Source organism: Streptomyces sp. NPDC051104 (assembly GCF_040682835.1).
GTDB classification, from domain to species: Bacteria; Actinomycetota; Actinomycetes; order Streptomycetales; family Streptomycetaceae; genus Streptomyces; species Streptomyces cynarae.
Window position 1 is genome coordinate 1 of sequence record NZ_JBFBBS010000011.1, and the last position, 24787, is coordinate 24787.

Genomic DNA, 24787 nt, shown 5'->3' on the forward strand with positions numbered 1-24787 from the left:
AACGTCCTGTGGGCTCTCATCCGTGACGGACAGTGCTACCAAAGCAACCTCCCCGTCACTGCTGCGGCTTGACAACCTCATTAGGAGGTGGATCGACGCCTACGGATGGCGCCGGCTGTCCCGGCACGAGACCGTCGCCTCCGCCGTCCACTACCGCACCCTGGGGCGGCACATGGGCATCAAGGACATCCCCGGGACCTATGAGGAGTTCGAGACCTGCCTCGACGCCTATGAGGCCGCCCACTTCGCCTGGGACCCGCAAGCCCGGCGCGTGTCCGACGCGACCCTGGACCTGATGGCTTCCTGGTATCCGCGCCCCCTCGCACCGGTCCTGCGCCGGGCGACTCTCTCCCTGCTCGACGACTCGCTCCTGCGGGCCTTCCGGTACGAGCCGCCGAGCGCCGCCACGCGCGCGTGGGTACGCCGTGCGGTCCGGGCCCGCAGCCGCCTCGTCCGCCTCATGCCCCCGCGCCGGACTCCCCACTACGCGCGGCAGAACTGGGAGATCAAGGGCTACCCGAACGGCTACCGCATCGCCGACCTGGGCACCCGTCCGGTCCCCGGGGTCAAGGGCTGCCCGGTCCGGCAGGCAGGGCCCTCCTCAACGATCTCCCCGACGGAGTGAGTCGAGGGGGGCGAGCGCACCGTCGCATACAGCGCGCTCTCCGCGACGGACCGCCGTTGCGCGGCGAGGCTGAGACTCAGCCCTCGCGGACGGCCAGGGCGAGGAAGCGGGTGTCCTCGTCGACGTACGACGTCATGCGCCAGCCGGAACCGACCAACAGCGGACGGAGGTTGGGCTCGGCCCGCAGATCGCCGGGGGTGATCTGCCGGCCCTGGCGGGCCGCGAGGGCCGCCCGTCCGACCGGATGGAAGAGCGCGAGCAGTCCGCCGGGCCGCACCACGCGCGCCAGCTCACGCAGATTCTCGGCCGGGTGGGGGAGGTGCGCGATCAGCCCTGCCGCGAAGACCGCGTCCAGGGACTCCGCGCGCAGCGGAAGCGCGGCCACGTCGGCAAGCAGCAACAGGCCGTCGCGGTCCCGTCCGGCCCGTACCGCTGCCTGAAGCATGGCCGGGGTGAGATCGGCCCCCAGGACCTGGCCCGAGGGCCCCACCGCCGCACGCAGCGGCGTCACAGCCCGCCCCGTACCGCAGCCCGCGTCGAGCACCCGGTCGCCCTCGCGCAGGCCGAGAGCGGCGACCGCGGCGGTGTACGCCGGGCCGTCGTCGGGGAACTTCGCGTCCCAGTCGGCCGCTCGAGCGGTGAAGAACTCCTGGACGTGTGTATGGACGTCGCTCATGCTCCGCATGATCCCTCACCGTCACGAGGGATGTCTCTGTGCACATGTTCGAGCATGACGCGATCGTTCCGTGTCTCGTCTGCGTCAGATTTCAACAGCTTTCGAAATGCGCCCCCTTTGCGCCCCTCCGCCCGGGCTAGCGTCCCGTGGCCATGGGACACCTGGACCACGCCGCATTCGGCTGGCTGACCCCCGTGCTGTCGTACGTGATGGCGTGCATAGGCGCCGCCCTCGGGCTGCGCTGCACGGTCCGTGCGCTCGGCGCCACCGGCAGGTCGCGTCGCAACTGGCTCGTCACCGCGGCCTCGGCCATCGGCACCGGCATCTGGACCATGCACTTCGTGGCCATGCTCGGTTTCGCCGTCACCGGGACCGAGATCCGCTACGACGTGCCGCTGACCATCCTCAGCCTGCTCGTCGCCATGATCGTCGTGGGCGTCGGCGTGTTCGCCGTCGGCTACGGCGGTGGCCGCCCCCGGGCGCTCTTCCTCGGCGGGCTCACCACCGGTCTCGGGGTCGCGAGCATGCACTACCTCGGTATGGCGGCGCTGCGGCTGCACGGGGCGGTGCACTACGACCCGGTGCTCGTCACGCTCTCCGTGCTGATCGCCGTGGTCGCGGCGACGGCGGCCCTGTGGGCGGGCCTCAACATCAAGTCGCCCATCGCGGTCACCGTCGCCTCGCTCGTCATGGGCGCGGCGGTCAGCAGCATGCACTTCACCGGGATGTTCGCGGTGAGCGTCGATGTGACCCCGTCCGGCGAGGTCCTGCCCGGGGCCACGGCGATGCAGTTCATCTTCCCCCTCGCCGTCGGCCTCGGGTCCTACCTCTTCCTGACCTCGGCGTTCGTCGCACTGTCGCCGACCGCCGGTGAGCGCGAGGCCTCCGCGTCGGCCCAGCGGCCGCTCGAGAGCGCCGTCCGCTGACCCGGGCCACGGACCACATGTCGCAACACACTCCGAGTGAGAAGGCCATGCGAACACCCCGTAGGACACCCACGGCCGGCGCCGAGCCGCCGCCCAGGCCACCGGCGCGCGGCCGCCGTGCACACGCCGGCCCGCCGGCCGACGAGCGTGCCGGGACCGACGAGGCGGGCGGCACGGAACCGCCCGGCACCGCCGTGCGGGCGGGTCGGTGGCGCATACGGCCGCGCACCGTCCGGGCGAAGATCGTCTGCCTGCTCATGGTGCCCGTGATCTCCCTGATCGCCCTGTGGGCATATGCCACCGTCAGCACCGCTCAGGACGTCGCCCGGCTGCGCCAGCTGCAACGAGTGGACTCCACCGTGCGCGTGCCGGTCGCCGACGCCGTGGCCGCGCTCCAGGACGAGCGCGTCGCCGCCGTGCGCTATGCCACCGATCCCGCCGTCCAGCAGCAGAGCGATCTGCAAGCTCTCACCGGACGCACCGACCGGGCCGTGGCCGCACTGAGGCTCGGCGGCCACCACACCGTCGCCGACGGCACCGACCTGCCCTCCGGCGTCTCGGGCCGTCTCCAATCCTTCGTGACCGGGGCCGAACACCTGCGGTCCCTGCGCGGCGACGTGCTCGCCCACCGGGTCGGCTGGGAGGAGGCGTACGAGCAGTACACGAGGACCATCGCCGCCGCCTTCCAGGTGGGCGGTGCGCTCACCGGTGTGCAGGACGCCGATCTCGGCTCCGACGCGCGCGTGCTGCTCGAGTTCTGCCGCGCGGGCGAGTCGCTCGCCCAGGAGGACGCCGTTCTGGCCGGCGCACGCCTGGCGCGGAGCCTTGACGGTGACCGGCTGAGGCTGTTCACCGGCGCCGTCGACACGCGCCGCACCCTGACCGCGTCCGCCGTCGCCGACCTGCGCGGCGCCGAGCGCACCTCCTGGAACCGGCTGGCGAAGAGCAGCGCCTACGCCGACATCGGCGCCATGGAGGACAGGGTGCTCGCCAGAAGGTCCGGCGCCTCGGCCGTCGCGGCCGCCCCCGAAGCCGCCTGGAACCCGGCACACGCGCGCGTGCAGGACGGCATGCGGACCATCGAGGCGGAGGCGGGCCGGAGCGTCGCACGCCAGGCCGACCCGTTCACCCGCGGCGTGCTCACACCGGCCGGCGCAGCCGTCCTGCTCGGCCTCGTCGCCGTCGCAGCGTCGCTCGTCATCTCCGTACGCATCGGACGAGGACTCGTCGTCGAACTGGTGAGCCTGCGCAACAGCGCTCTGGAGATCGCACGCCACAAACTCCCTCAGGCCATGCGCAAGCTGCGCGCAGGGGAGGAGATCGACGTCGACGCCGAGGCGCCCGGCGGCCCGCCCGCCGAGGACGAGACCGGGCAGGTCGCCGAGGCCCTGGGCATCGTGCACCGCGCCGCCCTGCGCGCCGCCGTCGAACGCGCGGAACTCGCCAGCGGAATCTCCGGGGTGTTCGTCAACCTCGCACGGCGCAGCCAGGTCCTGGTGCACCGCCAGCTCAACCTGCTCGACAGCATGGAGCGCCGCTCGGAGGACCCGAGCGAACTGAGCGACCTCTTCCGGCTCGACCACCTGACCACGCGGATGCGCCGCCACGCCGAGAGCCTCATCATCCTCTCCGGCGCGGCACCCGGCCGCGCCTGGCGCATGCCCGTCTCGCTGACCAACGTGGTACGGGCCGCGGTCTCCGAGATCGAGGACTACGCGCGCGTGGAGGTACGGCAACTCCCCGAGGCCTTCGTGATCGGCACCGCGGTCGCCGACCTCACGCACCTCCTCGCCGAACTCATCGAGAACGCCGCACAGTTCTCGCCGCCCCACACGCGCGTGCGCGTCAACGGCGAGCCCGTCGGCAACGGCTACGCCGTCGAGATCGAGGATCGGGGACTCGGCATGGGCAAGGAGACCCTCAACGAGGCCAACCGGCGCATCGAGCAGTCCGAGGCGCTCGACCTGTTCGACAGCGACCGGCTCGGCCTCTTCGTGGTCAGCAGGCTCTCCTCCCGGCACGGCATCAAGGTGCACCTGCGCACCTCGCCCTACGGCGGCACCACCGCCGTCGTCCTCCTGCCGACCGCCCTGCTGCACAACGGCGCAACGGAACCCCCTCCTCGTACGGCGGACGCCGAGCGGGACGAGGACCGTGAGTACGCGCGTGTGGCCGCGGTCCCGCCGCAAAGGGAGCCCGTGGCGCAGGTAGTGGAACGGCCCGCGCTGGCACGTTCCGCCTGGGTCGGAGCGGAACGCTCCGCCGACCTGCCGCCCGAGAACCGTCCCCCAGGAGTCGCGCCTCTGAGGCTGCACCGCACCGCGGAGGACCCCGAGGCCTCCGACGACCTGCCGCGACGGGTACGGCAGGCGAGCCTCGCCCCCCAACTGCGCGACCGACGCCGGGAGGAAGGCGCGACAAGCGCTCCCGGCTCCCGGCGCGACGACGAGCGCACCCCCGAAGTGGTACGGGACCGCATGGCGGCGTACCGAGACGGCTGGGCACGCGGCGGTGGCCGCGCACCCGGACAGGCGGCCCGACCCGCCGGCGACAGCAGCGAAGGAGACCCCGCATGATCCAGGACCCGAGCACGAGGGCCGCCCAGCGGTCGGGTGAACTCGACTGGCTGCTGGACGACCTGGTGGTACGCGTGAACGAAGTCCGGCACGCCGTGGTGCTGTCGAACGACGGCCTGGCGGTCGGCGCCTCCACCGGCCTCAGCCGGGAGGACGCGGAACACCTGGCGGCCGTCGCCTCCGGCTTCCACAGCCTCGCCAAGGGCGCGGGCCGCCACTTCGGTGCGGGTGGTGTACGGCAGACCATGGTGGAGATGGACGACGGCTTCCTCTTCGTGGCGGCCGCGGGCGACGGCTCCTGCCTCGCCGTCCTCACCGCCGTCACCGCCGACATCGGCATGGTGGCGTACGAGATGGCACGGCTGGTCAAACGCGTCGGCGAGCACCTCTGCACCGCGCCCAGGGTGGGCGCGCGACCGCCCGCCGCCGGATGAGGACCAAGGGCGGTCGCCGATGACCGAGGACAGGACAGGCGTCCCGTACCAGCCGGGCAGCCAGTGGTACGACCATGAGGCGGGCCCCCTGGTGCGGCCCTACGCGATGACGGGCGGCCGCACCAAACCGGGCCCCACCGGGGTGTGCTTCGACCTCATCGCCCTCGTCTCGCTCGATCCCGGGGCACCGCACCTCGACGACGACGCCGCGCTGGGCCCGGAACACCGGGCCCTCATCGACCTCTGCCGCGTCGAGATGCAGTCCGTCGCCGAACTCGCCGCGGGGGCCGACCTGCCCGTGGGTGTCGTTCGAGTGCTCCTCGGGGACCTCCTGGAGTTGGGGTGCGTGACGGTCAGCCGCCCCGTACCACCGGCCCAACTTCCTGACGAACGGATTCTGCGCGAGGTCATCGAGGGACTGAGGGCGCTGTAGGCGATGGGCCGTAACCACAGCGGGCCGGACCCGTACCGAGTTGTACGTCCATTCGGGCGCCGAATGGACGACAGGTGGTCGCATCGGTCAAAAAGCGGTCGAACTCCCCGGGGATGCGCCGCCGTTGCCATGATGCTGACTCCGCACGGATGTACTGACGTCGACCGTGGTCGGCACTCCCGAGAGAAGTGATCGATGGTCTCCGAGCACTCCGACGCCACCGAGGACGAGATGGCCGCCCTGGCGTTGAAGATACTGGTCGCCGGCGGATTCGGCGTGGGCAAGACCACCCTGGTGGGCGCGGTCAGCGAGATCAGGCCGCTGCGCCCCGAGGAACTGCTGAGCGAGGCGGGCCAGTCCGTGGACGACACCGACGGTGTGGACCAGAAGGTCACGACGACCGTCGCCATGGACTTCGGACGCATCACCATCCGGTCCGGACTCTCGCTCTACCTCTTCGGTACACCGGGTCAGGACCGGTTCTGGTTCCTGTGGGACGAGCTCTCCCAGGGCGCCCTCGGTGCCGTGGTGCTCGCGGACACCCGACGGCTCGAGGACTGCTTCCCGGCGGTGGACTACTTCGAGCACCGGAGCATCCCGTTCGTGGTCGCCGTCAACTGCTTCGCCGGAGCCCGCGCCCACGCGGCCCAGGACGTGTCGCGCGCCCTCGACCTCGATCAGGGCACGCCGGTGGTGCTGTGCGACGCACGGGACCGCGACTCGGGGAAGGAGGTGCTGATACGCCTCGTCGAGTACGCCGGGCGGATGCACACCGCCCGGCTGCTCGACTCCGTGGGCTGACGCGTCAGCCGGCCAGGGCCGGCCGGTTCTATTCGGCGACGGACGAATAGGCCAGGACCTTCTCTACCCGTACCCGGACGAGGAGTTCTCCCGGAACGCCGTTGCGGGCTCCGAACTCCTCGGCCCGGTCCTCACCCATGTACCGGGCACCGAGCCGTGTCGCCCAGTGCCGCACCTCGTCCAGGTCCTCCGACAACTCGGCCCGCCCGTGCAGCACGACGAAGTCGTACGGAGGGTGGTCGTCGTCCACACACAGGGCGACCCGGCCGTCCCTGGCCAGATTCCGCCCCTTCACGGTCTCCTTCCCCGTGTTGAAGACCACGTCGTCGCCGTCCAGCAGGAACCAGATCGGCGCCACATGCGGGCTGCCGTCGGCGCGGACCGTGGAGAGCTTTCCGGTGCGGGTCCCGTGCGAGACGAAGGCCCGCCATTCCCCGTCGGTCATCTTCTGTGCCATACCTCCATCCTGCTTGCCGGGACGGCGGCTGTGGTGAAGGCTGGCTGACCGGATCCTCCGGCCAGGGAGAGCTACAACACGGGGAGAGCGGACCATGGCGCAGAACACGGAGCTCGGCTGGCTCCTGGACGACCTGACCGAGCGCGTGGAGCCCATACGGCACGCGCTGGTCCTGTCCAACGACGGACTGGTGACCGGCACCAGCACCGGGCTGCGGCGCGAGGACGCCGAGCACCTCGCCGCCGTCTCGTCCGGTCTGCACAGCCTGGCCAAGGGCTCAGGCCGCCACTTCGGCGCCGGCCAGGTACGGCAGACCATGATCGAATTCGAGGACGCGGTCCTGTTCGTCACGGCGGCCGGGCCCGGAAGCTGCCTGTGCGTGCTCAGCGCCGCCGAGGCAGACATCGGCCAGATCGCCTACGAGATGACACTGATGGTGAACCGGGTCGGGGAGCACCTCGCCGTGACCGAGCGAGAGCGGGAGCACAAGCCCGCAGCGGACCTCTGACCTGCGTCGACGGTGGAGCGAGCGGAGTTTTCCACAGGCCCGTTCCGGGATCCGGCGATGAGGCTACGGTCTTTTCCGACGCGGACGCACACGGCGCCCGCAGCGGACTGCACGGGGGGAGAACGGCCATGTCCGGACACACGATCACGCCCGTCATCGCGGAAACCACCGGCGCCGCGGACGTCACGTCGCGGCTGCCGTCACTGGCGTTGAGCCGCGCCGCACGTGAACTGGACCTGAGGCGCGGTGAGTTGGACCTCGCCGTCCAGCTCGGCTGTGTGCGGACGGTACCCGACGACAGGGGAGGGGGCCGCCGCATCACACGCGCCGAAGTCGACCGGGTCCGATGCGAGGACGGGTTCCCCGAGACGCTCCGGGAACGGGTCGCGACGGTGGGCACCAGGGACGGCGCGGCCCTGATGGACGTGACGCCTGCCCGGTTCACACGGTTCGCACGCCTGGGTCTGGTCGTGCCGGTGAAGTGGTATCTGAACCGCTACCGTGCCGTGGTATGGCTGTATCTGGCCGAGGAGGTCAAGCAGTTCGCCTCCGGGGAGGCGAACGCGCCGCTGCTCACCGGCCGGACGCCCGAGGGGCTGCGTGACCAGTTGGACGCGGGGCTGGACCTGCGGCCCCGCAACTGGCGTGGGCGGCACCTCGGATTCCGGCTGCGGCTGACGGATGACCCGTGGGCGAAGGCCGCCGTGGTGGCGTCCCTGCTGGACCCGGCGCACGTGGCGGATGTCGTCCGCGATCGGTGCGAGCGCGCCGAGCTGTACCGCCTGCGGCCCGCCCAGTCCGTGCAGTGGCCGCCCGACTCACCCGCGGCCCGGATCGCCGCACGGATCATGATCGCGGACGACCCCGACGAGGTCGGCTGGCTCCGGGCCGATCTGGGCCGGGCGCTGATCGAGGCGCGGCGAGAGCGGCCCGCCTCGTGGCTGTCACCGGGAGTCCCCGACGACGAACGCCGGCCCGGGACCGTCCACCGCCCTGCGCCGGTCCATGGGGCCGGGGCCGCGTCGGTCTGCGGGAACACGACCGTGCACAGGGCCACGGACGTGGGCCGGACCGTGGCCTTCACCGAAACGGCCATCCCGGGTGAGCCTGTGACCCGCGCCGGGACCGTGCCCGACCGGCAGGCGATGGCCGAGCGCCATGAACAGACGCCGTCGCGAGGCGTGCTCGGGTGGCTGCGCCGCAGAAACCCCTGACCGGTGTCGCGGCGACCGGCCGGCGCGGGCGGGAGACAGGCGTGCCGTCACCGCTCGAACCGACGGAAGAGTCCCTCCTGGACGACCGAGACGAGCAGGCGACCCTCGACGTCGTAGATGCGGCCCCGGGCAAGACCACGGCCACCCACCGCGATCGGGGACTCCTGGTCGTACAGGAACCACTCGTCCGCGCGGAACGGCCGGTGGAACCACATGGCATGGTCCAGCGACGCCATGTCGAAGCCCCGCGGCCCCCAGAGCGGTTCGACGGGGATGCGGACGGCGTCCAGGAGCGTCATGTCGCTCGCGTACGTCAGCGCGCAGGTGTGCACGAGCGGATCGTCCCCGAGCGGGCCCACGGCACGCATCCACACCGCGCTGCGTGGCTCGGCGTCCTTGATCTCGTCGGTGCTCCAGCGCAACCGGTCCACATAGCGGATGTCGAACGGCTGACGCCGGGCCATCCGCTCCAGCGTCTCGGGCAGCGCGCCCAGATGCTCCTCGACCTCATGCGCCACCGTCGGCAGCGACTCCGGGTCCGGTACCTCGCGGGCCGGCGGCAACTGGTGCTCGAAGCTCCCTTCTTCAGGCTTGTGAAAGGAGGCGGTCAGATTGAAGATCGTGCGGCCCTGCTGCACGGCCGTGACCCGCCGGGTCGTGAAGGACCTTCCGTCACGGACCCGTTCGACCTGGTACACGATGGGCATGCCCGGTATGCCGGAGCGCAGGAAGTACGCGTGCAGCGAGTGCACCGGCCGTTCGCCGTCCGTGGTGCGGCCGGCGGCGACCAGGGCCTGGCCGGCCACCTGGCCGCCGAAGACCCGCTGCAAGGACTCCTGGGGGCTGCGGCCACGGAAGATGTTGACCTCGATCCGCTCCAGGTCGAGCAGGTCGACGAGCCTCTCGGCCGGGTTCGTCATGGGTGGTGTGCTCCTGTGCTCACAGCTGGCCGACGTCGGTGACCCGGACGACGGCGCGGCCCTCCGCGTCGGAGGCCGCGAGGTCGATCTCGGCGCTGATGCCCCAGTCGTGGTCGCCGTTCGGATCGGCGAAGATCTGACGCACCCGCCACAGCCCGTTCTCCGGCTCCTCCTCGATGATCAGCAGCCTGGGGCCGCGGGCGTCGGGGCCGGTGCCGAGTTCGTCGTACTCGTCCCAGTACTTGTCCATGGCCGCGCCCCACGCCTCGGCGTCCCAGCCGGACTCGGCGTCCATCTCGCCGAGTTCCTCGATCTGGTCGAGGGCGGCGAGCTCCACGCGGCGGAACATGGCGTTGCGGACCAGCACCCGGAAGGCGCGCGCGTTCGCGGTGACCGGCTTGACCTCGTCTGCCTTCTCCTGGGCCTCCTCCGCCGTCATCTCCTCCGGGTTGGCCAGCTGCTCCCACTCGTCCAGCAGGCTGGAGTCGACCTGGCGCACCATCTCGCCCAGCCAGGCGATCAGGTCCTCCAGATCGTCCGACTTCAGGTCGTCCGGGATGGTGTGATCGAGGGCCTTGTAGGCACTGGCCAGGTAGCGCAGCACGATGCCCTCGGTGCGTGCCAGCTCGTAGAACGAGACGAACTCAGTGAAGGAGAGCGCCCGTTCGTACATGTCGCGGATGACCGACTTCGGCGAGAGCGGGTGGTCGCCGACCCAGGGATGGCTCTTGCGGTAGGTGTTGTACGCGTGGAAGAGCAGCTCCTCCAGCGGCTTGGGGTAGGTGACGTCCTGGAGCCGCTCCATGCGCTCCTCGTACTCGACGCCGTCCGTCTTCATCGCGGCCACGGCTTCGCCGCGCGCCTTGTTCTGCTGGGCGATGAGGATCTGACGCGGGTCGTCCAGCGTGGACTCGACGACGGAGACCATGTCGAGGGCGTAGGACGGGGACTCCGGATCGAGGAGTTCGAACGCGGCCAGCGCGAAGGTGGACAACGGCTGGTTGAGTGCGAAGTCCTGCTGGAGATCGACCGTGAGGCGCACGATACGGCCGGTGGCGTCCGGCTCGTCGAGCTTCTCGACGATGCCGCCGTCCAGGAGCGAGCGGTAGATCGCGATCGCCCGCCGGATGTGCCGCAGTTGCTGCTTGCGGGGCTCGTGGTTGTCCTCCAGCAGATGGCGCATCGCCTCGAAGGCGTTGCCCGGGCGGGCGATCACCGACAGCAGCATCGTGTGGGTGACCCGGAAGCGGGAGGTGAGCGGCTCCGGCTCGGAGGCGATCAGCTTCTCGAAGGTGTTCTCCGTCCAGCCGACGAAGCCTTCCGGCGCCTTCTTGCGCACCACCTTGCGACGCTTCTTGGGATCGTCGCCGGCTTTGGCGAGCGCCTTCTCATTCTCGATGACGTGCTCCGGCGCCTGCGCCACGACGAGGCCGGCCGTGTCGAAGCCGGCGCGCCCGGCGCGGCCCGCGATCTGGTGGAACTCCCGGGCGCGGAGGGTGCGCACCCGGTTGCCGTCGTACTTGGTCAGGGCTGTGAAGAGCACGGTGCGGATGGGGACGTTGACGCCGACGCCCAGGGTGTCGGTGCCGCAGATCACCTTCAGCAGGCCGGCCTGGGCCAGCTTCTCCACCAGGCGGCGGTACTTCGGCAGCATGCCGGCGTGATGGACGCCGATGCCGTGCCGCACGTAACGGGAGAGGTTGCGGCCGAACTTGGTGGTGAAGCGGAAGTTGCCGATCAGTTCGGCGATCTGGTCCTTCTCCTCCCGCGAGCACATGTTGATGCTCATCAGCGCCTGGGCCCGTTCCACGGCCTGCGCCTGGGTGAAGTGCACGATGTAGACAGGGGCCTGCCGGGTCTCCAGCAGTTCGGTCAGCGTCTCGGTGAGCGGGGTGCGCCGGTACTCGTAGGAGAGCGGCACCGGACGGGTCGCCGAGCGCACCACCGCCGTGGGGCGACCGGTGCGGCGGGTCAGGTCCTTCTCGAACATCGAGACGTCGCCGAGCGTCGCCGACATCAGGATGAACTGTGCCTGCGGCAGCTCCAGGATCGGGATCTGCCACGCCCAGCCGCGGTCACCCTCGGCGTAGAAGTGGAACTCGTCCATCACGACTTGGCCGACGTCGGCCTGCCTGCCGTCGCGCAGCGCGATCGACGCCAGGACCTCGGCTGTGCAGCAGATCACAGGCGCGTCGGCGTTGACGGAGGCGTCACCGGTCAGCATGCCGACGTTCTCGGTGCCGAAGAGCTTGCACAGCTCGAAGAACTTCTCCGAGACGAGCGCCTTGATCGGCGCGGTGTAGAAGGTGACCTCGTCCCGGGCGAGCGCCGCGAAGTGCGCGCCCGCCGCGATCATGCTCTTGCCGGATCCGGTGGGAGTCGACACGATCACGTTCGCCCCCGAGACCACCTCGATCAGCGCCTCCTCCTGGTGCGGATAGAGGGTGAGCCCGCGCTCCCCGGCCCACGACTCGAAGGCTTCGTAGAGGGCGTCGGGGTCTGCGGTCTGCGGGAGCTGATCGATGAGGGTCACGCCCCCATCTTGCCTGCCCTCGCACTCGATGAGGGAATCGGCTGCCGACCCGAAGATCATGAACGCTACGCTGTGGCGCCGACAGTAGGTCGACGCACACGGACAACTGGACAGCGCTACAAGAGGAATGGGGCGGGATGCGGCCATGATGGGACCAGCACACTCACTGTCGGGGGCCGCAGCCTGGCTCGGGGTGGGAGCGGCCGCCGCAGCTTCGGGTCATCCGATGCCCTGGCCGGTCCTTCTCGTCGGTGCGCTGATCTGCGCCGGTGCCGCGCTTGCCCCGGATCTGGACCACAAGGCGGCCACCATCTCGCGGGCCTTCGGACCCCTCTCCCGTTGGATCTGCGAGATCGTCGACAAGTTGTCGTACGCCGTCTACAAGGCGACCAGGAAGCCGGGCGATGCTCGCCGGTCGGGCGGTCACCGTACGCTCACGCACACCTGGCTGTGGGCGGTGCTGATCGGGGCGGGAACGGCCGTGGCGGCCGTCACGGGCGGCCGCTGGACGGTGCTGGCCATCCTCTTCGCGCACATGGTCCTGGCCATCGAGGGACTGCTGTGGCGGGCGGCGCGCGGTTCGAGCAGCGATGTGCTGGTGTGGCTGCTGGCCGCGACGAGCGCGTGGATTCTGGCCGGCATACTCGACGAACCGGGCAACGGTGCCGACTGGCTGTTCACGGCGCCGGGCCAGCACTACCTGTGGCTCGGCCTGCCGATCGTCCTCGGCGCCCTGGTGCACGACATCGGGGACGCGCTGACGGTCTCCGGCTGCCCGATCCTGTGGCCGATACCTCTGGGCCGCAAGCGCTGGTATCCGGTGGGCCCGCCGAAGGCGCTGCGGTTCCGGGCGGGCAGCTGGGTCGAGCTGAGGGTGCTGATGCCGGCGTTCATGCTGCTGGGCGGGGTGGGCTGCGCGGCGGCGCTCAACGTCATCTGAGGGCGGTTGGGGGACGGCGGCCGTTCGACGGATGCGGCGGCCTACTGGCCGGAGTCGCCGTCCGCTCCCTGTCCCCTGGCGTAGCGCCGCTCGAAGCGGGCGATGCGCCCCTCCGTGTCCACCGTGCGGGCCTTGCCCGTGTAGAAGGGGTGGCTTTCGGAGGAGATCTCGACGTCCACCACCGGATACGTCGCCCCGTCGTCCCACTCGATGGTCTGGTCACTGGTCGCGGTGGACCGAGTGAGGAAGGCGTAGCCCGCGGCGCGGTCGCGGAAGACGACGGGGTGGTAGTCGGGGTGCTTGTCCTGCTGCATGGGGCCTCCTTGCGTGGGCGCGTGCGGCGGCTGGCGTTCAGCCGGGCAGCGTGTCCTCGTCGACGATGTGCACGGCCGCCTCCTCGGCCGAGGCCGCCGCGCCGTCGATGCCGACGTCGGTGGCGACCAGTGCGTTCTCCTCGTCCTCGTGCGCCCCTTCGTCCGGGGCGACGAGACGGCCGGAGCGGGCGTTGCCGACCTCGTCGTCCAGGGGTTCCCCGTCACCGTCGGACCAGTCCCCGATGCCGTCGTCGTCCGGGACGGTGACGTCCGGGATTTCCTCGGCGAGTCGCTGGTCCAGGGTTTCGCCCTGGTGCCCCTCGGCTGCGGTCACGCCCACGTGCTCCACCGCCCAGGGCCGCTCGGGCGGCGACCAGCCCCGGTCGAGCGGGTTGGTGACGCCGTCGCTCTCCAGGGTGTCCTCGGCGTCGAGCAGCCCCGCGTCGTCCTGCACCTCGGATCCGTCGGGCTGGTAGACGTCGTCGCCCCATCCCTCGGTGCTGTCCACAGATACCTCCAGGTGGTGGGACGGAACCGATTGCCGCCATGCACGCGTCGCGGACGCGGGTGACCACTCGGACGGGCTGCGCCCCCCGAGCCGGACGGTTCCGGCACGTCCCCCGGGCCGGTGCCACCTCCAGCCTTCCACCCCCCGTCGGCACCGCGCAACGGCAGCCGCACAGCGTCCGGGAAAGGCCGGGGCAGGCGTCTGTGAGCGGGCGGACGGGCGCACCCGCGACGGCGGCGGTCCCGGCGACCGACTGCGCCGGGCCGCCGATCCCCGGCCGCCGATCCCTGGCCGCCGGCCCCGGACCGCCGCCGGGCGGGTGCCCGAGGTCACCCGTGCCAGGAGCGCCACAGCGCCGCGTACGCCCCGTCGGCGGCGACCAGCTCCTCGTGGCTGCCCAGCTCGCTGATCCGCCCGTTCTCGACGACGGCGATGACGTCGGCGTCGTGGGCGGTGTGCAGCCGATGCGCGATGGCGACGACCGTGCGGCCGTCCAGCACACGGGCCAGGGAGCGCTCCAGATGGCGGGCCGCGCGCGGATCGAGCAGGGATGTCGCCTCGTCCAGGACCAGCGTGTGCGGGTCGGCGAGCACCAGCCGGGCCAGCGCGATCTGCTGCGCCTGCGCCGGGGTGAGCGCCAGACCACCGGAGCCCACCTCGGTGTCCAGGCCGTCGTCCAGGGCACGCGCCCAGCCGTCAGCGTCCACAGCCCCGAGGGCGGCCCACAGCTCGGCGTCGACGGCGTCCGTCCGGGCCAGCAGCAGGTTGTCGCGCAGGGAGCCCACGAAGACGTGGTGCTCCTGGTTGACCAGAGCCACGTGCGAGCGCACCCGCTCGGCCGACATCCGCGACAGTTCCGCGCCGCCGAGGGTGACGCGGCCGTCCCGGGGCGCGTAGATGCCGGCGAGCAGCCGGCCCAGCGTCGACTTGCCCGCGCCGGACGGGCCGACCAGGGCGAGGCGGGTGCCGGGCGCCACCTGTAGGGAGACGTTGTGCAGCACGTCGACGCCCGCGCGGTAGCCGAAACGCACTTCCTCGGCGGCCACGTCACGGCCGTCGGGTGCCAGGGAGGTGTCGCCCGCGTCCGGCTCGATCTCCCGGACCCCGACGAGCCGGGCCAGCGACACCTGGGCCACCTGCAGCTCGTCGTACCAGCGCAGGATCAGCCCCACCGGGTCGACGAGCATCTGAGCGATGAGCGCGCCGGTCGTCAGCTGCCCGATGCCGATCCAGCCCTGCAGGACGAACACCCCGCCGATCAACAGGACCGAGGACAGGACGGTGACATGTGTGACGGCGATGACCGGAAAGAGGACCGACCGCAGCCACAGGGTGTAGCGCTCCCAGGCGGTCCACTCCTTGACCCGCCGGTCCGACAGCTCGATGCGCCGGTCGCCGAGGCGGTGGGCCTCGACGGTGCGCCCCGCATCCACGGTCTCGGCGAGGACCGCGGCCACGGCGGCGTACCCGGCGGCTTCGGATCGGTAGGCGGACGGGGCGCGTTTGAAGTACCAGCGGCAGCCGATCACCAGCAGCGGTACCGCGACGAGCACGGCCGGTGCCAGCGGTGGGGCCGTGACGGTGAGACCGCCGAGCAGCAGTACGGCCCACACCACGCCGATCGCGAGCTGGGGCACGGCCTCGCGCATGGCGTTGGCGAGCCGGTCGATGTCGGTGGTGATCCGGGACAGCAGGTCGCCGGTCCCGGCCCGCTCCAGGACGCCCGGCGGCAGTTTCACCGACCGTACGAGGAAGTCCTCGCGCAGGTCGGCCAGCATCCGCTCGCCGAGGACGGCGCCGTGCAGCCGCACGAGGCGTACGAAAACCGCCTGGACGACGAGCGCGACGACGAACAGCGCGACGGTGCGTTCCAGATGGAGTTCCCGGGCGCCGTCCGAGACGCGTTCGACGAGCCCGCCCAGCAGGTACGGGCCGGCCATCGAGGCGACCACGGAGACCGTGTTCACGGCGATGAGCAGCAGGAAGGGGCGGCGGTGCCGGCGGAACAGTTCGGCCACATAGGCGCGTACGGTCTCCGGGGCGCCGACGGGCAGCGTGGTCGCCGTCGTCGGGGCCGCCGGGTCGTACGCCGGTGGCGCCACGCCGATCATGCGGTCTCCTCGATCTCTTCCAGGTCTTCCAGCTCGTGCAGTTCGGCCAGGACGTCGGCGCGCGCGGCGGCCTCGTCGTCGGTCTCGCGGGTGACGACCGAGCGGTACCGGGGTTCGGCGTGCACCAGGTCGCGGTGCAGGCCGACCGCCGTGACCTCTCCCTCGTGCACCAGCACCACCCGGTCCGCTCGGTCCAGGAGCAGGGGCGAGGAGGTGAACACGACCGTCGTGCGACCCGCCCGCAGGCGGCGGATCCCGTCGGCGATCCGTGCCTCGGTGTGCGAGTCGACGGCGGACGTCGGCTCGTCCAGGACCAGCACCTGCGGGTCCGTGATGAGCGACCGGGCCAGGGCGAGCCGCTGGCGCTGGCCGCCGGACAGGGACCGGCCGCGCTCGGTGATCCGCGCGTCCATCGGGTCGTCGATGTCCGTCGACCCCTCCACGAGGGCGTCCAGGACATCACCGCACTGCGCTGCGGCGAGCGCCTCCTCGGCGCCGACCTCACTGGAGGCGGGTACGTCGAGCAGTTCGCGCAGGGAGCCGGACAACAGCACCGGATCCTTGTCCTGGACGAGAACGGCGGTGCGGGCCGTCTGGAGCGGTAGCTCGTCCAGCGGGACACCGCCCAGCAGCACCGAGGTGCCCTCCTCCGCGGGGTGTCCGCCCAGCCGTTCGGCCAGCACCCCCGCCGCGTCCGGGTCGCCGCACACGACGGCGGTGAACTGTCCCGCGGGCGCGAGCAGGCCGGTCCGCGGGTCGTACAGGTCCCCGGCCGGCAGGCTCGCCTCGCGGGAGCCCGCGGCGTCCATGGCGCGCTCCAGGGACAGCACCCGGGCCGCGCGCCGGGCGGACGGCCGAGAGAAGGAGTACGCCATGGCGATCTCCTGGAAGTGCTGCAGCGGGTAGGTGAGCAGCATGACGGCGCTGTACACGGTCACCAGCTCACCGACCGCGATACGCCCCTCATGGGCCAGCTGGACACCGCGCCAGACGAGCGCGATCATCAGCAGACCCGGCATCAGCACCTGGATCGCCGCGATCAGCGACCACATGCGGGCGCTGCCCACGGCCGCGGTGCGGACCTCCTGGGAGGCCCGGCGGTAGCGCTCCAGGAACAGTTCCTCGCCGCCGATGCCGCGCAGCACCCTCAGGCCCGCGACGGTGTCCGAGGCCAGCTCGGTGGCGCGGCCCGCCTTCTCCCGCTGGACGTCGGCGCGCCGGGTCGCCCGAGGCAGCAGCGGCAGCACGGTGAGCGCCAGCGCCGGCACGCCCACCGCCACGATGACGCCGAGCGCGGGCTGGTAGACGACGAGCGCGACGCAGACCGCGACGACGGTGAGCGCGGCCGCGCTGAACCGCGAGACGGCCTCCACGAACCAGCCGATCTTCTCGACGTCACCGGTGGACACCGCGACGATCTCACCGGCCGCCACCCGCCGGGTCAGGGCGGAGCCGAGCAGGGCCGTCCTGCGCGCCAGGAGCTGCTGGACCCGCGCGGCGGCGGTGATCCAGTTGGTGACCGCGGTGCGGTGCAGCATGGTGTCGCCGAGCGCGATGCCAGCCCCGCACAGCAGGAGCAGTCCGCCCGTCAGCGCGAGCCGGGCGCCCGACCGGTCGACGACGGCCTGCACGGCGAGACCGACGCAGAACGGCAGCCCGCAGACGGACAGGAAGTGGAGCAGCCCCCAGGCCAGGGACTTCAGTTGCCCGCCCAGTTGGTTCCGGCCGAGCCACCACAGGAATCGGGGACCTGAGCGTGCGTCCGGCACACCCGGGTCGGGATACGGAAGGTCGTGAATCTGCATGACGTCCCAGTGGCTCGTGTCAGCGGAAACGGGTGGTGGGGCAGGCCGGAGCGGCGTCTGCGGGTCCGCGCCTGCCCGTGACAAGCCGTGACAGCCTCGCGTCGGAACGCGCTCGAAAGCAAACGGTTTTCCGGCCCCGCAGGCGAGAACCGGCCCCGCCGTTGTGCGGCCGGATGGCGGACATCCGGACGGAAGGGTCCGGAAAGCGATGTGACGATACGACATATGCGAACAGGTGGTGTGTGCGGTGCGGCGGTGGACAGGTGGATGGTGGCGGCAGCCTGCGGTGTACTGCTGATGTCCGTGCCCGGGTGCGGCGGTTCGACGGGCGAGAGCCACCGGGCGAAAGGCCCCGATCCGACACGAGACGGCCGGACCCTTCGCGGTGCTCCGGGGAACGGGGCCGGGAGAACACCCGCACCCACGCCCGGGCCGAGCCGCATTCCGGGTGTCGGTGACGGGATGCACCGGCGGATCCCCGACGGGTCGCGTCAGGTCGTGGTGGTCTATGGCGACGACGAGGACTCTGCGGAGTCCACGGTCGTGCTCTACCTGAAGGAGGGCTCGGCCTGGAAGGAGTCGGGGCGCTGGCGCGGGCACAACGGGAAGGCGGGTTGGACGACGGACCACTACCTGGGCGATCTGCGCAGTCCGGTCGGCGTGTTCACGCTCAGCGACGCCGGCGGTCTCCTCGACGATCCGGGGACGAAGCTCCCGTACAGCCAGGGGGAGTCGTACAAGGCGCCGGAGGACTGGGACGAGTTGCGCCGGAACGTCTTCGACTACGTCATCGCCATCGACTACAACCGACTCAGAGGCACCCCACCCCACGATCCGGCCCGCCCCGAGGGCGAGGAGAAGGGCGGCGGCATCTGGCTGCACGTGGATCACGAAGACGGCACGCTGGCCTGTGTCACGCTGCCCGAATCCGGTATGAGGCACCTGCTGCGCGTGCTCGATCCCGACCAGGAGCCCGTGGTGGTGATGGGCGACAGGGCGCACCTGAAGGCCTGGGAGCCACCGGAGGAACTCCTTGACGCCCAATGAGGCTTCGTCGTGGGCCGGGCGGAGTCCCCGTGGAGACCGCGACGGGGGAAGCGGGTGTCGCTCCGCAGGCCGGCCCCGACGCGGTCAGGGAGCCCGCAGCGCGAGGTCTGACGCAACGACAGGGCGCGGCTGCCAGGGGAAAGCGGGGGCGGCGCCCGCCACCTGCGGCTCAGGCGCGCGATGTCAGCACCGGCGCTCCTGTTCGGCTGCGAGCCCCCCTTCGCCTGCGAGGTCGCGCTCGGCTGCCAGGGCGACGTCCCCGCCGTCGATCAGTGTGGTGAGCAGATCGCCCAGCACCTCACGCTGCTCGTCCGTCAAGGGAGCGAGAATCTCCTCGGCCGCGGACCGACGCGCACCGCGCAACGCGCGCAACGCCCTGCGCCCCTCGTCCGTGACCTCTATCCGGATCACCCGCCGGTTGGTCGGATCCGGTACGCGGCGCACCCTGCCGCTCGCCTCCAGACCGTCGACCAGCGTCGTGACCGCTCGCGGCACCACCTCGAGGCGCTCCGCGAGATCCGCCATGCGGGGCGGTGAGCCGAAGTGGGCGAGGGTGCGCAGCAGTCGGGACTGGGCCGGGGTGATGCCCAGGTCGCACCGCTCCAGATGGCGCTTCTGGATGCGGTGGACCCGACGGGTGAGCCGCAGCAGCTGCTCGGCGAGCAGGCTGTCCGGATCGGGGGTCGTCATGCGGGAACAATATCAGGACCTTGTGCATTGTGAGTATAGGTAACAATGAGCTAGGATCTCGATGCTCGGCCCGACGCGTCCACCACGCGTTCCGACGCCTCACCTCCGTAGGAGCCCATGCACCCCGACCAACCCACCTGGACACCGTCGCCCGACGGCTCACCGGAGCAGCCGCGGCAGGTCCGCCGCATCCTGAAGCTCTTCAGGCCGTACGGCGGCCGGCTCGCGGTCGTCGGCCTGCTGGTCGGCGCCTCGTCGCTGGTCTCCGTCGCCACGCCCTTCCTGCTGAAGGAGACCCTGGACGTCGCGATCCCGCAGGGCCGCACCGGTCTGCTGACCCTGCTCGCCCTCGGCATGATCCTCAGCGCCGTCGTCACCAGCGTCTTCGGCGTGCTGCAGACCCTGATCTCCACCACCGTCGGCCAGCGCGTCATGCACGATCTGCGCACCGCGGTCTACGGCCGGCTGCAGCGCATGTCGCTCGCCTTCTTCACCCGCACCCGCACGGGCGAGGTGCAGTCCAGGATCGCCAACGACATCGGCGGCATGCAGGCGACGGTCACCTCCACCGCGACCTCCCTGGTGTCCAACCTCACCAGCGTGGTCGCCACCATCGTCGCCATGGTCGCCCTCGACTGGCGCCTCACCGTCGTCTCGCTGCTCCTGCTGCCGCTGTTCGTGTGGATCAGCCGGCGCGTCGGCAACGAACGCAAGAAGATAGCCACCCAGCGCCAGAAGCAGATGGCCGCGATGGCCGCCACCGTCACCGAATCGCTCTCCGTCAGCGGCATCCTGCTCGGCCGCACGATGGGCCGCGCCGACTCGCTCACCCAGTCCTTCGGGCGTGAGTCCGAGAGCCTGGTCGACCTCGAGGTGAAGTCCAACATGGCGGGCCGCTGGCGCATGGCCGTCATCACCATCGTCATGGCCGCCATGCCCGCCGTCATCTACTGGACCGCCGGGCTGGCGCTCCAACTCGGCGGCCCGTCCATCTCGACAGGCACCCTGGTCGCGTTCGTCTCGCTCCAGCAGGGCCTGTTCCGGCCGACGGTCAGCCTGCTCTCCACCGGCGTCCAGATCCAGACCTCCCTGGCGCTCTTCCAGCGCATCTTCGAGTACCTCGACCTGCCCATCGACATCACCGAACGCGATGAGCCGGTCCACCTCGACCAGGTCAAGGGTGAGATCCGTTTCGAGGACGTCGAGTTCCACTACGACGACAAGAGCGGCCCGGTCCTCAAGGACATCGACATCGCCGTCCCGGCAGGCGGCAGCCTCGCCGTGGTGGGACCCACCGGCTCCGGGAAGTCCACGCTCGGCTACCTGGTGCCCCGGCTCTACGACGTGACCGCAGGTCGGGTCACGCTCGACGGCGTGGACGTGCGCGATCTGGACTTCGACACGCTCGCCCGCGCGGTCGGCGTCGTCTCCCAGGAGACCTACCTCTTCCACGCCTCGGTCGCCGACAACCTGCGCTTCGCCAAGCCGGACGCCACCGAGGAGGAGTTGTACGCGGCGGCCAGGGCGGCCCAGATCCACGACCACATCATGTCCCTGCCCGACGGGTACGACACGGTCGTCGGCGAGCGCGGCCACCGCTTCTCGGGCGGTGAGAAACAGCGGCTCGCCATCGCCCGCACCGTCCTGCGCGACCCGCCGGTCCTCATCCTCGACGAGGCGACCAGCGCGCTCGACACGCGGACCGAGCACGCCGTCCAGGAGGCCATCGACGCCCTGTCGGCCAACCGTACGACGCTCACCATCGCGCACCGGCTGTCCACCATCCGCAGCGCCGACCAGATCGTCGTCCTCGACTCCGGACGCGCGGTCGAACGCGGCACGCACGAGGAGCTTCTGGAGCTGGACGGCCGGTACGCGGCCCTGGTCCGGCGGGACGCGCAACTGGAGACCACGAGTTGAGGGCCGGCGCATCGAGCCTCACGCGGCGGCGACCGGTTCCCTCGCCAGCAGACGCCTGATGTCCCGCACAGCCGCGCGTCCCGCCCGGTTCGCGCCGATCGTGCTCGCCGACGGGCCGTAGCCGACCAGGTGGATCCGCGGGTCGGAGACCACCCGCGTGCCCTCCACCCGGATTCCGCCGCCCGGCTCGCGCAACCGCAGCGGAGCCAGGTGGTCGATCGCAGCCCGGAAGCCGGTCGCCCACAGGATGACGTCGGCCTCCACACGCCGTCCGTCGTCCCACTCCACGCCATCCGGCACGATCCGGTCGAACATCGGCTGCCGGTCCAGCACACCGTCGGCGATCGCCTGCCGGACAGCGTCATTGAGCGGCAGCCCGGTCACGGACACGACGCTCCTCGGCGGCAGCCCCTGCCGCACCCGCTCTTCCACGAGTGCCACGGCAGCCCGTCCGACGTCCTCGGTGAACGGGCCCTCGCGGAACACCGGGGGACGCCGGGTCACCCATGTGGTCGCGGCGGCGTAGGGGGCGATCTCCATCAGATGCTGGGTGCCGGACGCGCCGCCACCGACGACGACCACCCGCTGTCCGGCGAACTCCTCGGGCCCGGGGTACTGCGCGGTGTGCACCTGCCGCCCCCGGAAGGTCCCCTGGCCGGGATAGCGCGGCCAGAAGGGCCGGTCCCAGGTGCCCGTGGCGTTGATCAGCGCCCGTGTCGACCATGTCCCGGTCGTCGTCTCGACGAGCAGCCGCCCCTCCGTCCCCTCCCGCACGGCCCGTACATGCACCGGCCGCCGGACGCGCAGGTCGAAGGTGCGCTCGTAGGTGTCGAAGTACGCGCCGATGACCTCCGACGACGGCCGCGCCGGATCCGCGTCCGTCAGCTCCATGCCCGGCAGCGCGTGCATCCCGTGCGCCTTGCCGTAGGTCAGCGAGGGCCAGCGGAACTGCCAGGCGCCGCCCGGAGAGGGGGAGTGGTCGAGGACCACGAAGTCGCGCTCCGGCTCGAACCCGGTACGCCGCAGGTGATAGGCGCTGGACAGGCCGGCCTGCCCAGCTCCTGTGACGACCACCTCGACCTCGCGTGTGTTGTTCACGCTTCCACCAACCCTGTCGCGGGCGTGGATCTTCCCAGCGGTTCAGCGTCCGCTTGCGACGAGGAGCGGCGCGCCCGCCGCTGTGGGCCCGCGGTCCAGCAGCCCGCGGGCCGCCAGCTCCGGGATCACGCCCTCCCCGAACCAGTACGCCTCCTCCAGATGCGGATAGCCGGACAGCACGAAGTGCTCGATGCCGAGCGCGTGGTACTCCTCGATCCGGTCGGCGACCTCGGCGTGGCTGCCGACGAGCGCGGTGCCCGCCCCGCCACGGACCAGGCCGACGCCCGCCCACAGGTTGGGATGGATCTCCAGCGCCTCCCGGGAGCCGCCGTGCAGGGCCAGCATCCGCTGCTGTCCCACCGACTCGCTGCGGCCGAGCGCCGCCTGCGCTGCTGCGACCGTGTCCGCGTCGAGATCGTCGAGCAGCCGGTTCGCGGTCGTCCAGGCCTCGGCGGCGGAGTCACGGGAGATGGTGTGCAACCGGATCCCGAAGCGGACCGTGCGCCCCTCGCGCTCGGCGAGCGAGCGAATCCAGTCGATCTTCTCCTTGACCTGGGCGGGAGGCTCACCCCAGGTCAGATACACGTCCGCATGCCGCGCGGCGACCGGTCCGGCCGCCGGCGACGAGCCGCCGAAGAACAGCTGCGGCAGCGGGTCCGGCGGCACCGCGGTGAGCCCGCCCTCGACCTGGTAGTGGGTGCCGTCGAAGTCGTACGGCTGCCCACGCCACACCCCGCGGACGACCGTCAGGAACTCGTCGGTCCGGTCATATCGCCGGTCGTGGTCGAGACGGTCGCCGAAGCGCCGCTGTTCGGCCGAGTCGCCACCCGTGACGACGTTGAGCAGCAGCCGACCACGCGTGACACGTTGGTACGTCGCCGCCATCTGCGCCGCGAGCGTCGGCGAGATCAGCCCCGGCCGGAAGGCGACCAGGAACTTCAGCCGCTCGGTGTGCTGGGCGAGCGCGACCGTGGTCAGCCAGGCGTCCTCGCACCAGGTGCCGGTCGGGGTCAGGACCGCCTCGAAGCCCAACTGCTTGGCGGCTTTGGCGATCTGCGCCAGGTACTCGATGTCCGGTGGGCGCACCCCGCGCACCTGCCGGGTGGCACCCGCCTCGTTGGGCGCGTAGGCGTGCCGGTCGACGAGGGTGCGGCCGTCCCCACCCGTCGGCAGGAACCAGTGAAGTCGGACGGTCATGTCACGACTCCTTCGGAACACGGGGCGTCGCGCTGGACGGGGGCAGGTTGCCGTTGAACTCGGTGTCCACGAAGTCGCCGAAGTCCACCTTGCGCGGGATGAGCTTCAGGTCGGTGAAGGTGTCCGCGATCTGCTGCTCGGAGGTGATCAGCGACTTGTCCACGGCGACCGGGACCCGGGAGGCGTTGGTGCGCTTCACCGCGGCGAGCGCCACCTCGTACGACAGACCGGTGTCCTTCGCCCACACCTTGGCCCAGGCCTCGGGGTGCGCGTAGACCCAGTCCTGGGCGCGCCGCAGCCGCTCCAGGTAGTCCTTGACGGCCGCGGCCTTCCTCTTGTCCTTCAGGGCGCGCGGAGCCGCCACCTGGAAGGTGAAGCCGTTGGTCACGCCGTCACCGGTGGTGAGGACGCGTCCCTGACCCCCTTGCAGCACCTGCGAGGTGTACGGGTCCCACACCGCCCAGGCGTCGACCTTGCCGCTGGTGAACGCGGCCAGGGCGTCGGCCGGCTGCAGGTACTTGACCTTCACGTCGCTCAGCTTCAGCCCGGCCTTGTTGAGGGAGGCGACCAGTTGGTAGTGCGCGGACGAACCCTGCGCCACCGCAATCGACTTGCCCTTGAGCTGCTGCACCGCGCTCAGCCGGGAGTTCTTCGGTACGAGGACGGCATCGCCCTTGGACGTGCCGTGCCAGGCGGCCACCACCGTGATCTTGGAGTCGGCGCCCGCGGCAAAGACCGGAGGGGTGTTGCCGACGCCCCCGATGTCGACGGCGCCCGCGTTGATCGCCTCCAGCAGCGGCGGCCCGGAGGTGAAAGTGGACCACTTGATCTTGTAGTCGAGGTTCTTGAGCTCACCGGCGGCCTCCAGGACCGCCTCGGAACCCCCCTTCTGATCACCGACGTCGAGGGTGAGGGAGCCCTTGCCGTCGGTTCGGCCGCCGGCGGAGGTCTCGGCAGCGGAGTTCCCACCGCAGGCGGTGAGCAGCAGGGCGAAGGGCAGGAGCAGCGCGGCGGGCAGGAGGCGTCGTCGCATGACGGATCCGTTCGTGTGCAG

General features: G+C 71.3%; 22 protein-coding genes and 1 pseudogene. 11 read left to right on the forward strand and 12 right to left on the reverse strand.

Features of this window, described 5'->3' with window-relative positions; translation table 11 throughout:
* Nucleotides 1-82 precede the first annotated feature (82 nt).
* Nucleotides 83-625 (forward strand): annotated as a pseudogene (locus tag AB0N14_RS18080) (oxygenase MpaB family protein); the annotation flags it as partial.
* A 76-nt stretch (nucleotides 626-701) separates the two neighbouring features.
* On the opposite strand, the gene AB0N14_RS18085 reads toward AB0N14_RS18080, so the two are convergent.
* Nucleotides 702-1301, reverse strand: coding sequence for a methyltransferase domain-containing protein (locus AB0N14_RS18085; RefSeq protein WP_366026655.1), 600 nt, complete (start codon nucleotides 1299-1301; stop codon nucleotides 702-704).
* A 152-nt stretch (nucleotides 1302-1453) separates the two neighbouring features.
* Here AB0N14_RS18085 and AB0N14_RS18090 point away from each other — a divergent pair, with 152 nt between their 5' ends.
* The 5 genes from AB0N14_RS18090 to AB0N14_RS18110 all read left to right on the forward strand — a co-directional run bounded on the left by AB0N14_RS18090 (nucleotide 1454) and on the right by AB0N14_RS18110 (nucleotide 6471).
* Nucleotides 1454-2227, forward strand: coding sequence for an MHYT domain-containing protein (locus AB0N14_RS18090; protein WP_366026656.1), 774 nt, complete (start codon nucleotides 1454-1456; stop codon nucleotides 2225-2227).
* Between the two features lie 47 nt (nucleotides 2228-2274).
* On the forward strand, nucleotides 2275-4803 hold the full coding sequence (locus AB0N14_RS18095) for an ATP-binding protein (RefSeq protein ID WP_366026657.1): 2529 nt from the start codon (nucleotides 2275-2277) through the stop codon (nucleotides 4801-4803).
* On the forward strand, nucleotides 4800-5237 hold the full coding sequence (locus tag AB0N14_RS18100) for a roadblock/LC7 domain-containing protein (RefSeq protein ID WP_366026658.1): 438 nt from the start codon (nucleotides 4800-4802) through the stop codon (nucleotides 5235-5237). Before AB0N14_RS18095 ends, AB0N14_RS18100 begins: the two co-directional genes overlap by 4 nt.
* Nucleotides 5238-5256: 19 nt before the next feature.
* A complete protein-coding gene (locus AB0N14_RS18105) occupies nucleotides 5257-5670 on the forward strand; it encodes a DUF742 domain-containing protein (protein WP_366026659.1) in 414 nt (137 codons plus the stop codon).
* A gap of 195 nt (nucleotides 5671-5865) precedes the next feature.
* Nucleotides 5866-6471 carry an ATP/GTP-binding protein gene (locus AB0N14_RS18110; RefSeq protein ID WP_366026660.1) on the forward strand — a complete coding sequence of 202 codons (606 nt, stop codon included), beginning with the start codon at nucleotides 5866-5868 and terminating at the stop codon, nucleotides 6469-6471.
* Between the two features lie 28 nt (nucleotides 6472-6499).
* On the opposite strand, the gene AB0N14_RS18115 is transcribed toward AB0N14_RS18110, so the two are convergent.
* Entirely contained in the window at nucleotides 6500-6928 is a 429-nt protein-coding gene (locus tag AB0N14_RS18115) for a PPOX class F420-dependent oxidoreductase (RefSeq protein ID WP_366026661.1), read from the reverse strand.
* A gap of 94 nt (nucleotides 6929-7022) precedes the next feature.
* Between AB0N14_RS18115 and AB0N14_RS18120 the strand changes: the two genes are divergently transcribed.
* Both AB0N14_RS18120 and AB0N14_RS18125 read left to right on the forward strand, forming a co-directional pair.
* A complete protein-coding gene (locus AB0N14_RS18120; RefSeq protein ID WP_366026662.1) occupies nucleotides 7023-7436 on the forward strand; it encodes a roadblock/LC7 domain-containing protein in 414 nt (137 codons plus the stop codon).
* 128 nt (nucleotides 7437-7564) lie between these two features.
* Entirely contained in the window at nucleotides 7565-8650 is a 1086-nt protein-coding gene (locus AB0N14_RS18125) for a DUF6397 family protein (protein WP_366026663.1), read from the forward strand.
* Between the two features lie 47 nt (nucleotides 8651-8697).
* On the opposite strand, the gene AB0N14_RS18130 is transcribed toward AB0N14_RS18125, so the two are convergent.
* Both AB0N14_RS18130 and AB0N14_RS18135 read right to left on the reverse strand, forming a co-directional pair.
* Complete coding sequence (locus AB0N14_RS18130) at nucleotides 8698-9570, reverse strand: acyl-CoA thioesterase II (RefSeq protein ID WP_366026664.1); 873 nt, start codon at nucleotides 9568-9570, stop codon at nucleotides 8698-8700.
* A 19-nt stretch (nucleotides 9571-9589) separates the two neighbouring features.
* Nucleotides 9590-12103, reverse strand: a complete 2514-nt coding sequence (locus AB0N14_RS18135) for a DUF3516 domain-containing protein (RefSeq protein ID WP_366026665.1) — start codon at nucleotides 12101-12103, stop codon at nucleotides 9590-9592.
* A 145-nt stretch (nucleotides 12104-12248) separates the two neighbouring features.
* Between AB0N14_RS18135 and AB0N14_RS18140 the strand changes: the two genes are divergently transcribed.
* Entirely contained in the window at nucleotides 12249-13043 is a 795-nt protein-coding gene (locus tag AB0N14_RS18140) for a metal-dependent hydrolase (protein WP_366026666.1), read from the forward strand.
* 41 nt (nucleotides 13044-13084) lie between these two features.
* Here the strand turns inward: AB0N14_RS18140 and AB0N14_RS18145 are convergent, their stop codons facing one another.
* The 4 genes from AB0N14_RS18145 to AB0N14_RS18160 form a co-directional block, all read right to left on the reverse strand.
* Nucleotides 13085-13357: a type B 50S ribosomal protein L31 gene (locus AB0N14_RS18145; protein ID WP_200420199.1), complete on the reverse strand. Its 273-nt coding sequence runs from the start codon at nucleotides 13355-13357 to the stop codon at nucleotides 13085-13087.
* A 37-nt stretch (nucleotides 13358-13394) separates the two neighbouring features.
* Nucleotides 13395-13865, reverse strand: coding sequence for a DUF5709 domain-containing protein (locus AB0N14_RS18150; RefSeq protein WP_366026667.1), 471 nt, complete (start codon nucleotides 13863-13865; stop codon nucleotides 13395-13397).
* Between the two features lie 329 nt (nucleotides 13866-14194).
* Nucleotides 14195-15976: an ABC transporter ATP-binding protein gene (locus tag AB0N14_RS18155; protein ID WP_366026668.1), complete on the reverse strand. Its 1782-nt coding sequence runs from the start codon at nucleotides 15974-15976 to the stop codon at nucleotides 14195-14197.
* Nucleotides 15973-17781, reverse strand: a complete 1809-nt coding sequence (locus AB0N14_RS18160) for an ABC transporter ATP-binding protein (RefSeq protein ID WP_366026669.1) — start codon at nucleotides 17779-17781, stop codon at nucleotides 15973-15975. The genes AB0N14_RS18155 and AB0N14_RS18160 overlap by 4 nt, the downstream gene beginning before the upstream one ends.
* 267 nt (nucleotides 17782-18048) lie before the next feature.
* Here AB0N14_RS18160 and AB0N14_RS18165 point away from each other — a divergent pair, with 267 nt between their 5' ends.
* A complete protein-coding gene (locus AB0N14_RS18165) occupies nucleotides 18049-18828 on the forward strand; it encodes a hypothetical protein (protein WP_366026811.1) in 780 nt (259 codons plus the stop codon).
* 183 nt (nucleotides 18829-19011) lie between these two features.
* Here AB0N14_RS18165 and AB0N14_RS18170 read toward each other — a convergent pair whose 3' ends face one another.
* Nucleotides 19012-19518 (reverse strand): MarR family transcriptional regulator, encoded by a 507-nt coding sequence (locus AB0N14_RS18170; protein ID WP_366026670.1) that lies wholly within the window; start codon nucleotides 19516-19518, stop codon nucleotides 19012-19014.
* Between the two features lie 117 nt (nucleotides 19519-19635).
* Between AB0N14_RS18170 and AB0N14_RS18175 the strand changes: the two genes are divergently transcribed.
* Nucleotides 19636-21438, forward strand: coding sequence for an ABC transporter ATP-binding protein (locus AB0N14_RS18175; protein WP_366026671.1), 1803 nt, complete (start codon nucleotides 19636-19638; stop codon nucleotides 21436-21438).
* An 18-nt stretch (nucleotides 21439-21456) separates the two neighbouring features.
* On the opposite strand, the gene AB0N14_RS18180 is transcribed toward AB0N14_RS18175, so the two are convergent.
* Genes AB0N14_RS18180 through AB0N14_RS18190 form a run of 3 tightly spaced genes read right to left on the reverse strand, consistent with a single transcriptional unit; the run spans nucleotide 21457 to nucleotide 24766 of the window.
* The gene (locus AB0N14_RS18180; RefSeq protein WP_366026672.1) at nucleotides 21457-22536 is read right to left on the reverse strand and encodes an NAD(P)-binding domain-containing protein; all 1080 of its coding nucleotides are present in this window, start codon (nucleotides 22534-22536) and stop codon (nucleotides 21457-21459) included.
* Nucleotides 22537-22578: 42 nt separating this feature from the next.
* On the reverse strand, nucleotides 22579-23733 hold the full coding sequence (locus tag AB0N14_RS18185; protein WP_366026673.1) for an LLM class flavin-dependent oxidoreductase: 1155 nt from the start codon (nucleotides 23731-23733) through the stop codon (nucleotides 22579-22581).
* Nucleotide 23734: 1 nt separating this feature from the next.
* Entirely contained in the window at nucleotides 23735-24766 is a 1032-nt protein-coding gene (locus AB0N14_RS18190) for an ABC transporter substrate-binding protein (RefSeq protein ID WP_366026675.1), read from the reverse strand.
* Nucleotides 24767-24787 lie beyond the last annotated feature (21 nt).